Annotated in this window: 14 protein-coding genes; 4 read left to right on the forward strand and 10 right to left on the reverse strand. The window is 69.0% G+C overall.

Annotation, left to right across the window (positions count from 1 at the left end):
• From GA0115259_RS30455 to GA0115259_RS30470, 4 genes are all read right to left on the reverse strand, one after another.
• The coding region (locus tag GA0115259_RS30455; protein WP_107469296.1) for an ABC-F family ATP-binding cassette domain-containing protein at positions 1–1,663 on the reverse strand (1,663 nt) is incomplete at its 3' end.
• Positions 1,664–1,774: 111 nt separating this feature from the next.
• A complete protein-coding gene (locus GA0115259_RS30460; RefSeq protein WP_093602973.1) occupies positions 1,775–2,629 on the reverse strand; it encodes a helix-turn-helix domain-containing protein in 855 nt (284 codons plus the stop codon).
• A gap of 24 nt (positions 2,630–2,653) precedes the next feature.
• Positions 2,654–3,181 carry a DUF6879 family protein gene (locus GA0115259_RS30465; RefSeq protein ID WP_093602975.1) on the reverse strand — a complete coding sequence of 176 codons (528 nt, stop codon included), beginning with the start codon at positions 3,179–3,181 and terminating at the stop codon, positions 2,654–2,656.
• Positions 3,153–3,413: a hypothetical protein gene (locus GA0115259_RS30470; RefSeq protein WP_093602977.1), complete on the reverse strand. Its 261-nt coding sequence runs from the start codon at positions 3,411–3,413 to the stop codon at positions 3,153–3,155. Before GA0115259_RS30470 ends, GA0115259_RS30465 begins: the two co-directional genes overlap by 29 nt.
• 463 nt (positions 3,414–3,876) lie before the next feature.
• Here GA0115259_RS30470 and GA0115259_RS42295 point away from each other — a divergent pair, with 463 nt between their 5' ends.
• Both GA0115259_RS42295 and GA0115259_RS30475 read left to right on the forward strand, forming a co-directional pair.
• A complete protein-coding gene (locus tag GA0115259_RS42295) occupies positions 3,877–4,008 on the forward strand; it encodes a hypothetical protein (protein WP_256098211.1) in 132 nt (43 codons plus the stop codon).
• Between the two features lie 71 nt (positions 4,009–4,079).
• Positions 4,080–4,559, forward strand: a complete 480-nt coding sequence (locus tag GA0115259_RS30475; RefSeq protein ID WP_093602979.1) for a hypothetical protein — start codon at positions 4,080–4,082, stop codon at positions 4,557–4,559.
• A gap of 545 nt (positions 4,560–5,104) precedes the next feature.
• Here GA0115259_RS30475 and GA0115259_RS30480 read toward each other — a convergent pair.
• The 3 genes from GA0115259_RS30480 to GA0115259_RS30490 form a co-directional block, all read right to left on the reverse strand.
• Positions 5,105–5,692, reverse strand: a complete 588-nt coding sequence (locus GA0115259_RS30480; RefSeq protein WP_141716752.1) for a hypothetical protein — start codon at positions 5,690–5,692, stop codon at positions 5,105–5,107.
• 541 nt (positions 5,693–6,233) lie between these two features.
• Positions 6,234–6,569, reverse strand: coding sequence for a hypothetical protein (locus GA0115259_RS40715; RefSeq protein WP_176732707.1), 336 nt, complete (start codon positions 6,567–6,569; stop codon positions 6,234–6,236).
• Entirely contained in the window at positions 6,557–7,042 is a 486-nt protein-coding gene (locus GA0115259_RS30490; RefSeq protein ID WP_093602983.1) for an ATP-binding protein, read from the reverse strand. Before GA0115259_RS30490 ends, GA0115259_RS40715 begins: the two co-directional genes overlap by 13 nt.
• Before the next feature lie 204 nt (positions 7,043–7,246).
• Between GA0115259_RS30490 and GA0115259_RS30495 the strand changes: the two genes are divergently transcribed.
• On the forward strand, positions 7,247–8,113 hold the full coding sequence (locus GA0115259_RS30495; RefSeq protein WP_093602985.1) for a helix-turn-helix domain-containing protein: 867 nt from the start codon (positions 7,247–7,249) through the stop codon (positions 8,111–8,113).
• The gene (locus GA0115259_RS30500) at positions 8,110–8,307 is read left to right on the forward strand and encodes a DUF397 domain-containing protein (protein ID WP_093602987.1); all 198 of its coding nucleotides are present in this window, start codon (positions 8,110–8,112) and stop codon (positions 8,305–8,307) included. The genes GA0115259_RS30495 and GA0115259_RS30500 overlap by 4 nt, the downstream gene beginning before the upstream one ends.
• A 62-nt stretch (positions 8,308–8,369) precedes the next feature.
• Here GA0115259_RS30500 and GA0115259_RS30505 read toward each other — a convergent pair whose 3' ends face one another.
• From GA0115259_RS30505 to GA0115259_RS30515, 3 genes are read right to left on the reverse strand one after another with little or no spacing between them, the layout of a single operon-like run.
• The gene (locus GA0115259_RS30505) at positions 8,370–9,320 is read right to left on the reverse strand and encodes a 4-(cytidine 5'-diphospho)-2-C-methyl-D-erythritol kinase (protein ID WP_093602989.1); all 951 of its coding nucleotides are present in this window, start codon (positions 9,318–9,320) and stop codon (positions 8,370–8,372) included.
• Positions 9,317–10,288, reverse strand: a complete 972-nt coding sequence (gene rsmA, locus GA0115259_RS30510) for a 16S rRNA (adenine(1518)-N(6)/adenine(1519)-N(6))-dimethyltransferase RsmA (protein WP_370748781.1) — start codon at positions 10,286–10,288, stop codon at positions 9,317–9,319. Before rsmA ends, GA0115259_RS30505 begins: the two co-directional genes overlap by 4 nt.
• Before the next feature lie 47 nt (positions 10,289–10,335).
• Complete coding sequence (locus tag GA0115259_RS30515) at positions 10,336–11,685, reverse strand: resuscitation-promoting factor (RefSeq protein ID WP_256098212.1); 1,350 nt, start codon at positions 11,683–11,685, stop codon at positions 10,336–10,338.
• Between the last annotated feature and the right edge of the window lie 95 nt (positions 11,686–11,780).

Here is an 11,780-nt window from a genome sequence, read left to right on the forward strand (position 1 = left end):
CCTTCGCCGACACGGCCGCCGCGGGCCGCTCCTCGGCGGCGGTGACGGTGGATGAGGCGGTGGTCGCGGCCGAGGGAGCGGCGCTCGCCGCGGACTTCGGCGCCGCGGGCTTCGACGCCGTCGACTCGACCAGCCTGCGCCGCCGTTCCAGATACTCGTCGATCCCGCGCGGCAGCATCCGCAGCGCCGCGTCGCCGAGCAGCGCCATCACCTTGTCCGTGGTGCGCTCGATGAAGAACCGGTCGTGCGAGATGACCACCATCGATCCGGGCCAGCCGTCGAGCAGATCCTCCAGCTGGTTGAGCGTCTCGATGTCGAGATCGTTGGTGGGCTCGTCGAGGAAGAGGACGTTCGGCTCGTCCATCAGCAGCCGCAGCAGCTGGAGCCTGCGCCGCTCACCGCCGGAGAGATCGCCGACCGGCGTCCACTGCTTCTCCTTGGTGAAGCCGAACTGCTCGCAGAGCTGGCCCGCGGTCATCTCCCGGCCCTTGCCGAGATCGACCCGGTCCCGTACCCGCTGGACCGCCTCCAGCACCCGCAGCGCCGGATCGAGCTCGGTGACCTCCTGGGAGAGATACGCGAGCCTGACGGTCCTGCCGACCACGATCTTCCCGCCGACCGGCTGGACATCGCCCTGGCTGCGGGCGGCCTCGGCGAGCGCGCGCAGCAGCGAGGTCTTGCCCGCGCCGTTCACGCCGACCAGCCCGATCCGGTCGCCGGGACCGAGCTGCCAGGTGAGATGGTCGAGCAGCACCTTCGGGCCCGCCTGGACCGTCACGTCCTCCAGGTCGAAGACCGTCCGGCCGAGCCGCGCGTTGGCGAACTTCATCAGCTCCGAGGTGTCCCGCGGCGGCGGTACGTCCGCGATCAGCTCGTTGGCCGCCTCGACGCGGAAGCGGGGCTTGGACGTACGGGCGGGAGCGCCGCGCCGCAGCCAGGCCAGCTCCTTGCGGACCAGGTTCTGCCGCTTGACCTCCTCCGTCGCCGCGATGCGCTCGCGCTCGGCGCGGGCGAAGACATAGTCGGAGTAGCCGCCCTCGTACTCGTGCACCGCGCCGCGCTGGACGTCCCACATCCGCGTACAGACCTGGTCCAGGAACCACCGGTCGTGCGTGACACAGACGAGCGCGGAGCGCCGGGTCCGCAGATGCTGGGCGAGCCAGGCGATGCCCTCGACGTCGAGATGGTTGGTGGGCTCGTCCAGCACGATCAGGTCCGGCTCGCCGATGAGCAGCTTGGCGAGCGCGATCCGGCGCCGCTCGCCACCGGAGAGCGGCGCGATGACGGTGTCGAGGCCCTGCGGGAAGCCGGGCAGGTCGAGCCCGCCGAAGAGCCCGGTGAGCACATCGCGGATCTTCGCGTTGCCCGCCCACTCGTGGTCGGCGAGATCACCGATCACCTCGTGCCGGACCGTGGCCCCGGGATCGAGCGAATCGTGCTGGGTGAGCACTCCGAGCCGCAGCCCGCCACTGTGCGTGACGCGGCCGGTGTCGGTCTCCTCCAGCCGGCTCAGCACCCTGATCAGGGTCGTCTTACCGTCGCCGTTGCGCCCCACGACGCCGATCCGGTCTCCCTCGGAGACGCCGAGAGAGACACCGTCGAGCAGCGCACGGGTGCCGTACACCTTGGTGACTGCCTCGACATTGACCAGATTGACGGCCATTTTTCTCCTGTACCAGGGGGGATCGATCGCCGTCCCAGCGTAGTCGCCACCACGGACACCCCGACGGGCCGTCCGCGCACCGGGCAGGAACGACCCCTGCGGGCGCTTCTGTCAGCCGAGCGCGTCGATGGCCTTGACGATCAGCGCGCGGGCATCGCCCCCGTACACGGCCATGCCCCGCAGCTCCTCGAACGCCTTCAGATAGACGGCGACCTCGCTGGGCTGCGTGATGCGTAGCCGCGCCGATGCCAACTCGACGGAGACGAGTGTGTCGTCGTATACGTGGAACGTCTCACGCGGCCACGTCCCGCGCTCACGTAGAGCCATCGGAATTATTCCCAATGAAACAGCCGGCAAGGCTCCTGCGGTCAGCAGATGGCCAAGCTGGGCGGCCATGGCCTGCGCGTCCCCGAGCTGGTAATACAGCACCGCCTCTTCGACAAGAAAGGCAAACCGGTGTCCGGGTTCATGGATGACACGGGAGCGCTCGACCCGGGCCGTCGCCGCCTCGGGCCCGTCGTTCACCGGGATCTGCCGGAAATCCGCGATGGCGGTCAGCAGTGCCGCCGCGTATCCCTCGGTCTGGAGCAAGCCGGGCACCATAGTGGACGAGTACACGCGGAAGAGCTCGGTCTCCTGGAAGAACCGCACCCCGCTTTCCTGCAACCGCTTCAGCCCGCCCCGCACCTGAAGACGCCACTCCCGGTACATCGACTCCGCACTGAGCGACTGCGCGATGAGATCGCCCGCCTGGTCGTCGGCACCGCACGCCCGGCACCAGAGACGTATGTCCTTGGCGGAAGGCGCGGTGCGGGCGTTCTCGATGCGAGATGTCTTCGCGTGATGCCAGCCGCACCGGTCAGCAAGCTCGGTGACGGTCAGCCCAGCTCCCTTCCGCAGATCACCGAGCCGCCGAGCGACCGTTTCACGGGCAGCCTGGGCGGACGACGACGGGGAGCTGGGCATGTACGGATTTACCGGTGCTTCCTGTCAGTGGATCTCGTACTGATCGTGCGGGACACCGCGCGCCCAGACCGCCTCGAACGCCTCGGCACAGAGCTTCGCGGCGGCCGGATCGTCCGAGATCTCCCCGCCCATGGAGGAGCCGTCGCCCGCGAAGTGATTCCAGCGGATCCATCGGTCGTCGAAGAGCCAGAAATCATTGCCGGGCAGAGCGATGTCCGAGGCCTGACGACGAGGCAGCCACCGGACCTGTTCACCGGCGGCCACGTTGGTGAACGTACCGGAGTGCTCGTAGCGAATGTATTCGCTGACAGGCTCCGACACGATCCGGGCCCGACGGACGACAACACCGCGCGCCACCGTCCCGGAGATGAGGTCGAGCCAGGGCCGCCACCAGGACGCCTTGTCGGCCGGATCGAGGCGAACGCCCGCGCGCCAGTCCGCGAACGGCCCCTCCTCGTACTCCACCGCGTAGGAGTCACGCATCTCCAGGTGCACAGCGGAACGCGTGCACCTGGAGATCAGCTCATCGAACGTCGGCACGCTCGACCGCATTGCACGCCTCCCTGATCATGTGCACCATCCTGGCGGGAATTCGAATCACTGCCTCTCCGTCCGGGATCCCTTTCCCATGCCCAGGAACCTCGGTCGCCGCGCACTCGGCTTCGAGATCGGCGCTGGGCTTCCATCCTTGCAGGACGAGTTCTTGTGCGTCGAGGTCGACCCACACAGTGGGGCTCTGCTTGTCGCCGGTCTCGGGATCGATTCCGATGAACAGTAACGACATGGCCACCTCCGGTCACGATTTGTGCATCTGTGTGCACCACAACTGACCATCTCAACCGTGACGTCAAGGGCATGAGCCAGCCCTACACGGCAGCAAGATAGCCATGCACACATCTGCACATCTGTAGTGGTGCCCGCTCGGAGCCCCCTAGCGTCGTGAAACCGGAGCAACCGGAGCACCTCACCGGCAGGGAAATCCAGTGATGACGATCAAGGTGTACCGCGCGACCGCGACGGGACAGAGACGGACGGTGCGGCCCACGGTCACCGTGCCCGCAGGCGATCCCGAGCGCCTTCCGGAGTCGCTCGAATTCCCGCCCTGCGCCTGCCGCCGCTGCTTACCCACAGCTCGCGCACGGACCTACTGACCCCCCACTGATCCCCGCTCCGACCGCCCATTCCCTGGCAGGACAGCGGCCGAAGCGGGTCCATGCACCGCCCCGTCAAGAAGAAGGGCATGGCACATGACCAACATCCACCCACAGCGTCAGGCGGTTGTCCAGGGAGACGAGGACAACACCGATATCGAAGACGGAGACGGCGGCGGCTCCAATCCGCCGACCGGCTGCGGCGACAACGGCGGCTGCACAGCCTGAGCAAGAACGCGGGCCGCTCCGCTCGAAGTTGACCCGAGCGTGGCGTACCCGTCCGACAGGGAAAGAGGAACGTGGCAAGAACCTTGAGGGGCGAGAGCAGGGTGACCGTGCTGCCGCTGCTGCACACATGGCCGGACCGGTACGACGTCATCGCGTACGCGACCACCGGGGACTTCGGGCAGACCGCGGTCATCGGCCGACTGCCAGTGCCACAACTGCCGGACGTGGCGCTCATGGACATCGCCGCCCGGCATCAGCCCACGCGCGTGTACGGCTCTTCCGGCGGCAGCGCCTTCGCCGAGGCCTGCTGGCTGATCTGTGTCGGCTGGAGCGGACGCAGCGTGCCCAAGCCTCGCACCCTGGAGTTCCACGCGGCGTCCTGGTCACTGGAGTTGGACCGCACCACCGAGCTGAAACAGCCGATGTACGGACACGACCGACTGCACGTCGGCCGCTTCACACTGGACGATCCCGCCCTCATGGAGCAGGCCGAGAACCTGCTCCCCAAGGAAAGCGCGCACGTACCCCGCCCCCGCACCACGGTGGCCTGACTCCCCCCGCCCCCGGCCGGCACCCCGCGCACCCCGGCGCGCGCGGGGAACACCGCTGCCCCGGACGCCCTCGCCGACTCCCGGGCGGAAGCAGCGCGACCAGCGCCTGGGGCCGCCTGTTTCTGCAGCGCCAGGAACTGACTGCCCTCGCCGTGTTGTTGACCCACCGGTTCGTCTGGAACCTGTCGGTCTTCGACCGGATACCTCCCCGACCAATGCACCTTCGGCCAGCGAAACCTGCTCGGTGACCTATCAGATCCAGGTCGAGAAGCACAGACTCGGCGGTGGCCGATGGTTCTCCACGGAGCCGGCTTCGGGGCCGACTCTCCAGGACGGTTGATCACGCAGGCTCTCCAGGCCACCACGCAAAGTCGTGCGCTTGCTGTCAGTCCGTCCCCCAGGACCGACCTTCTGGACGCCGGGGCGGTCCCGTCCCGCTCGTGGTGGTGAGGATCTCTGAGCTACGACCGAATTCCCGTAAATCCGCAGGTCAAATTTCACGGAACGCCGCATGCGCCGGAATATCGCCGCAGGAAAAGGCCGGGCTACAAAGGTGGTTGCCAGCCGCCCCAATATGCCTCGTGGCCGGATGGGGGCCAGGATCCCATTTCACGTGCATGAGGCCACACCCGACCCACCCATTCACACTCCGGGATCGCGCCTTCCCAGTCGTCGGTGCACCGTTCGGCCCAGGTCCGGCCCACCATGACTGGCCGGGTCACCAGGCCACCGGCGACCTCCTGCACCCTCACCACCAGGCCGAGCCCGTTTACTCCAGGATTCCCCCGCGGTCCGTAGGACAGGTCGAGCACCCCACACCCGTCAGCCTGCAAAAGGAACCGCTCCACATCGGCTGGGACGCAGGCAGTCCACTCCCGTCCCCAGAGCGTCACCTGGGGTCCGTGGACCGCGTCGACCGCGACGCAGAACAGCCGGCCGTCGATAAAGTAGGCGTACACGACAGGCTCCACACGTTCCGTGCCGAACTCTACGCCGACGATCTCCCGAAACGCGGGGTCGGCCTGGAACCTACGCAGCTCGGTCGTGCCCGGCAGCACTGCGGCGACCTCAGCGATCTGCATGCCGAAACACAACGGCCCGACGCCTTCCAGGGGCATCAGCTCCCAGTCCAACCGCGCTGCCCCCTTCACGGCACCCCGAAGCTCCGCTGCCGCCATCTTTCTCCCCGTCCTCGCCCGCACACCGAGCCACGCCGATTCCCGGCGGTCAGCATCACCCTGGCATTACACCAAGCTCAAGATCGTTCACGGAATTCCGGGCGCAGCTTCTTTCAGCAGCTGAGGGACTGAACAGAAGGACTTGACACCTCCGCCGACGCGAGGAACACGCCCTGGGGGAAGCCATGTCGCACTGGATCGCCAAAACACCCCCGCGTGCGCGGGGAACACCCGGCGGCGGCTCCCCGTCGGTGAACGCGACGCGGAACACCCCGCCTGCGCGGGGAACACTCTTCCTGACCTGCGGCGCTGTAGGGGCTTTGCCAGTGCTTGACCAAAGCTCGTCCGCATGTGTCCATGGTGTCAGCAGAGAGACATAAAGACATGGGGAAGTTCCCGGTACGGGGGATTACCCCCGGCCTCGGCCCGTACGCCTCCGGATCCACGGTTGTCCTCCCGCCCAGCCCGCCGCAGCGGTGTCGCCGGGGGCCAAGTGTTACGGGAGCAGGGTTCGGCCGGTTGCCTGGCACGACCCGCACGGGATGAGTACGGCTCTGCCGTGGTGCAGGGCGCGGAGCAGTCGGTTGCCTTGGCAGGTCTCACATACGGTGAATCGCCTTACCAAGGGACGGCGTTGGCCACGGAGTCTGGCCAGGGCGGTGAGTTGCCGCATCTCCCAGGCGGTCGCGGGCCGTACGGAGGTTCGGCGTGCGGACCAGGTCAGTCCGGTGGGGCGCGCCAAGCGGACCAGGTTCCCCGCGAAGCCGGTGACCCGTCCGGGCATCTCGTACGCGCGGTCGTAGACGACCATCCCGAACGTCAGCCCGTCCATGCGCCCCGGCCTTCCCCGCCCGGCCCCGGCCCCGGCTCCGCCGACCGGAACACCCCATCCGGCGCCACCACCGGGAATCGTGCCCACACACACTTGCCGTGCTCCAGTTCCCTGCACCCCCACTCGGCGGACAGCGCCGCCACGAGAAGCAGACCACGCCCGCCCTCCTCATCCTCGGTACAACCCGCCCGCAGAAGCGGCCGTCTGTGCCGGTCGGGGTCGACCACCTCCAACAGCAGTTCGTCGCCGTCGACTTGGACGGTGACTTCGATCCGGGCGAGGGTCACGCGACAGTGGACGACGGCGTTGGCGACGAGCTCGCAGGCGGCCAGCTCGACGTCCGCGACGAGGTGGTCGAACCCCCACTTCACCAAGGTCGTTCTGACCCGCGCCCGTACGGCCGGCACATATCTCTTGCGTTTCGGAACACGGAAGGTGTCGCGGAGCGGCTCCGCCGTAAGGGCTGCGGGCATGACGTACCCCCAAGCTGACGCACGGTCGTTGTCACACCGTGTAGCGGGACGCCAACGGTGCGTCCCCTGAGGCTAGAGCGAGATGAACAACTTCCACAACCCGCATCTGATGCACGCGTGCATCATTACCTCTATCGTGTGACGCGGCCCCACGAAGCCTTCAGACATGCAGACTTGGGGCGAGAAAGAGAGGAAGGCGACACGATGCCCGCAGGTGGTAAGCCGACTGTGCACAGTAGACGTTTCGGCCACAGGATGCAGCGGCACAGGATCGGCGCGGGGTTCGACCAGTCGCAGGCAGCGGAGTTCATCCACGGGTCGAGATCCAAGATCAGCCGCATGGAAGACGGCATCACCACGGCCAAGCCCGCGGAAGTTCTTCTGCTGCTGGACCGGTACGGGGTCACGGACGAGACCGAGCGGGGCCACCTGGTGTGGCTGGCGAAGAACTCCGGCCATCGCGGCTGGTGGCTCAACTTTCCAGAGCTGTCGGAGGGTTACCGCAACCACATCTCCCTGGAGGACGACGCCACCTTCATCCGCGAGTGGCAGACGGTACTGGTCCCTGGGCTTCTGCAGACGGCGGCGTACGCAGAGCAGACCTCCGCAGTGGGGCCCAACCGCTTCCCGCCCGACGTGGTGGCCCAGTTCGTCAAGGTACGAGAGGAGCGGCAAGCCAAGATCGCGGAAGGCGGTACCAGCTACGCGGCCATCGTCTGGGAGCCGGTTGTGACACTCCCGCTGGTTCCGGGCGCGGTGCACCGGGAGCAGTTGGAGCATCTCCTCAAGATGGGGAAGCGGGGGAATGTCTCCTTTCAGGTACTCCCTGTGTCAGCGGGAGTGAAGGCAGGGATCACCTATCCGTTCTCCTCGTTCTCTTTCGACGGCCAGCCCACCGTTGAGGCGGTCGCCATTGACAATCTGCGGGGAGCCTCTGTCCTTGAGGCTGCTGACGACCTGACGGCTTACGCCCACGTGTTCGACCAACTACGATCGGAAGCCCTGTCGCCGGATGCGAGCGCCCGGCTCGTCCGGCGTGTCCTGCGAAGCAGCAAGGAAGGAGCGTCGTGACACGTGAAGTTGTAGGCCCCTACCGGACATCGTCCTACTCGGGCCAGAACAACAACTGCGTCGAGGTGGCTCTGACAGCCGACGGCGGCCGTGCCGTAAGAGACACCAAGGACCGGACCCGGCCGTCCCTGCACTTCGGGCCCGCGGCTTGGCGGATGTTCCTGGTGGGCGCTGCTCAATCGCGCCGCATCTGACGGAGGCCCCCGGTTCTGCCCGAGGGGCCTCCTTCATGTACCCAGTGGTACGGGCCCAGTGGTCACGGACCCGTGTGCTCCACCACCGTCGCGCCCGGGGCCGGGGCCGGGGCGACTCGGGCTGTACGGCAGGTGCCCGAGGCGAGGAGTGCTTCCGCGATGCGGGCCGCCGACGCCGGGTCCTTGGCCAGGAACGCCGTCGTCGGGCCCGAGCCGGAGACCAGTGCGGCCAGGGCGCCGGCCTGCGTGCCCGCCGTCAGGGTGTCCGTCAGGGATGGGCGGAGGGCCAGGGCCGCGGGCTGGAGGTCGTTGGCCAGGGCGCCCGCGAGCGCGGCGGTGTCGCCCGTACGCAGGGCCTCCAGCAGCGCGGGATCGGCGAGCGGGACCGGTACGTCCGTGCCCTCGGCCAGCCGGTCGAACTCGCGGAACACCGTCGGCGTCGACAGTCCGCCGTCGGCGACCGCGAACACCCAGTGGAAGACACCGCCGACACCGAGAGGCGTGAGCCGCTCGCCCCGGCCGGTGCCCAGCGCCGCGCCGCCGATCAGGCTGAACGGCACATCGCTGCCCAGTTCGGCGCAGATCGCCAGCAGCTCGTCGCGCGAGGAGCCGAGCGACCAGAGCGTGTCACAGGCCAGCAGGGCGCCCGCGCCGTCCGCGCTGCCGCCCGCCATCCCGCCCGCGACCGGGATGTCCTTGGCGATATGGATATGGACGCGCGGTTCGATGCCGTGCCGTTCCGCCAGCGCGAGAGCCGCCCGCGCCGCGAGGTTCGTGGTGTCCAGCGGAACCTGGTCCGCGTCCGGACCCGAGCAGGTGACGCGCAGTTCGTCCGCCTGCGTCACGGTGATCTCGTCGTAGAGGCCCACCGCCAGAAAGACATTCGCCAGGTCGTGGAAGCCGTCGGGACGGGCGGCGCCCACCGCCAGCTGCGCGTTGACCTTGGCCGGTACCCGTACGCGTACCGCCGCCCGGTCCCGTACGCGTACCTGTGTCTGTCCCTCGACGCTCACGCGCCCGCCCCCTTCGACCCCGCGGTCTTCGATCCCACGGTCTTCGACCCCGCGGTCTTCGATTCCGCGATCCGCGCGAACTCTTCCACCGTCAGTGCCTCACCGCGCGCCTGCGGCGAGACCCCCGCCTCTACCAGGGCCGCCTCCGCCGCCGGAGCCGAGCCCGCCCATCCCGCGAGCGCGGCCCGCAGGGTCTTGCGGCGCTGCGCGAAGGCCGCGTCCACGACCGCGAAGACCTCAGCCCTGGAGGCCGTCGTCCTCACCGGCTCCGCCCGGCGCACCAGCGAGACCAGCCCGGAGTCCACATTGGGCGCGGGCCAGAAGACCGTACGGCCGATCGCGCCGGCCCGTCTGACCTCCGCGTACCAGTTGGCCTTCACCGACGGCACTCCGTACACCTTGTTCCCCGGCGCGGCGGCCAGCCGGTCGGCGACCTCGGACTGGACCATCACCAGCGTCCGCTCGATGGTGGGGAAGCGTTCCAGCATGTGCAGCAGGACCGGTACGGCGACGTTGTACGGGAGGTTCGCGACCAGCGCGGTCGGCGCCGGGCCCGGCAGCTCCGTCACGCGCAGCGCGTCCGAGTGCACCAGCGAGAAGCGCCCGGCGCGCGCGGGCATCCTGGCCTCGATCGTGGCGGGCAGGGCGGCGGCCAGGACGTCGTCGATCTCCACGGCGATCACGCGGTCCGCCGCCTCCAGCAGCGCCAGCGTCAGCGAGCCGAGCCCGGGACCGACCTCCACGACGATGTCGTCCGGGCGCACATCAGCGGTACGGACGATCCTGCGGACGGTGTTGGCGTCGATGACGAAGTTCTGCCCGCGCTGTTTCGTGGGACGTACGCCCAGGGCCGCGGCCAGCTCGCGGATGTCCGCGGGCCCGAGAAGGGCGTCGGAGGCGCCGGAGGAGGCATCAGAGGCGTCGGAGGTGCCGGTGGTGCTGACGGCCGAGGCCTCTGCGTCGTCCAGGGCGTCTGGCGCACGCGGGGCATGTCGGGCGTCGGGCTCAGTGGTGCTCACCCGGTCAGCCTACGGCCGCAGTACGGCCACGGACTCGCCCCCCGCTGCATGTACAGCTTCTTCGCGCGATACGTCTGCTCCTCCGGCGTGGCGTCCTGCGGGCGGCCTCGCCCGCCGACGGAGCGCCAGGTCGCGATGTCGAACTGGTAGAGCCCTCCGTACTTGCCCGACGGATCCACCGCGTTGGGCCGGCCGCTCGACTCACAGGCCGCGAGCCCTTTCCAGTTCAGATCGTCCACTCCGGCCATCGACGTCGGCAGCTCCTTCGTACCGACCCTGACGCGCTGCGTGACCGGCGCGCGCACCACCTCTTCGTGGAGTACGCGCGGCTCCTGCTGGATGCCGTCGATCGTGCGCAGACCATAGGTGACCCGGCGCAGTCCCGGCCGGCCCGGCTGGTCGATGACCTCCGTGCCCCGGAAGAGAGTGGCGTCCTCGGTGCGCACGGTGTCGTACGGGACGACCTCCTCGCGCACCTGCTCACGGGACGTGATGCGCTGTACGCCGATGGTCTGGCCGTCGCGCGGGAAGCTGTCGCGCGGTACGGACGTGGTGTCGTCCTTGTGCAGCGCGATGCCCGCCTCCGTGAGCGCCTCGTCCACGGTCGCCGCGTTGGTACGGACGGTCCGCTCACGGCCGTCGGCCACAAAGGTCACGGCCCGTTCCGTCCGTACGTCCAGCGCGAGCCCCCGGCGCGAGATCGCGGAGGAGCGCGAAACGGAGAGGGCCGCGCCCTCCGCGCGCACCCCGAGCCGGCGCAGTGCGCCGTCGACCGTACGGGCCGTGGTCCAGACCTGGCGCCGGTGTCCGTCGAGAGTGAGGAGTACGGGCCTGCCGCGGCGGACGACGACCTGGTCGCCGCTGACGAGACCGGCGCCGGGCGCCGGCGCGACGATGTCGTGCGCGCCGACGGCCACTCCCTCGTCGGCCGGCAGCTCCGCCACATCACCGGCGAAGGTGTGCATGGTGCGCGGTACGCCGTCGACGCTCAGCTCGACGGCCTTGTCGCCGACGAGGAAGGCCGAGGTGCCGCCGGCGAGGAAGGCGACGACGAGGGCCCGGGGCAGCAGCCGGCGCAGATCGGGCCAGTGCGATTCCTGATCGCCGCGGCGCCGACCAGGACGATCGGGACGGCCAGGACGACCGGGACGGCCAGGACGATCCCCGAGCCGCCGCTCCTTGTCGCCGCCACAAGGCTCCTCGACGGCATGACGGGCCTCGTCGGTACGACTGGTCCCGTCCGTACGGCCTGTCTCGTCAATGTCGCTGATCTCACCCGTGCGGCTGGTCTCGGTGTCACGGCGCGCGCCGGGTGCCGCGCGGTGACTGCCCTGTGTATTGCTCACGACACTCCACAAGATCCGGTCCGGTGCGCTCCGCCCGCCACGAAGGCGGGACGGGGCCCGGACACTAGCGGAGTGGCGGGTACTCTCCCAAACGG

This window comes from Streptomyces sp. MnatMP-M17, from assembly GCF_900091995.1.
Taxonomy (GTDB): domain Bacteria; phylum Actinomycetota; class Actinomycetes; order Streptomycetales; family Streptomycetaceae; genus Streptomyces.

What these genes read in the sequence shown, in the direction of transcription:
- GA0115259_RS30460 (WP_093602973.1), bottom strand. Translation starts at nt 2,629, where the DNA reads ATGCCCAGCTCCCCGTCGTCGTCCGCCCAGGCTGCCCGTGAAACGGTC.
- GA0115259_RS30465 (WP_093602975.1), bottom strand. Translation starts at nt 3,181, where the DNA reads ATGCGGTCGAGCGTGCCGACGTTCGATGAGCTGATCTCCAGGTGCACG.
- GA0115259_RS30470 (WP_093602977.1), bottom strand. Translation starts at nt 3,413, where the DNA reads ATGTCGTTACTGTTCATCGGAATCGATCCCGAGACCGGCGACAAGCAG.
- GA0115259_RS42295 (WP_256098211.1), top strand. Translation starts at nt 3,877, where the DNA reads ATGACCAACATCCACCCACAGCGTCAGGCGGTTGTCCAGGGAGACGAG.
- GA0115259_RS40715 (WP_176732707.1), bottom strand. Translation starts at nt 6,569, where the DNA reads ATGGACGGGCTGACGTTCGGGATGGTCGTCTACGACCGCGCGTACGAG.
- GA0115259_RS30490 (WP_093602983.1), bottom strand. Translation starts at nt 7,042, where the DNA reads ATGCCCGCAGCCCTTACGGCGGAGCCGCTCCGCGACACCTTCCGTGTT.
- GA0115259_RS30495 (WP_093602985.1), top strand. Translation starts at nt 7,247, where the DNA reads ATGCCCGCAGGTGGTAAGCCGACTGTGCACAGTAGACGTTTCGGCCAC.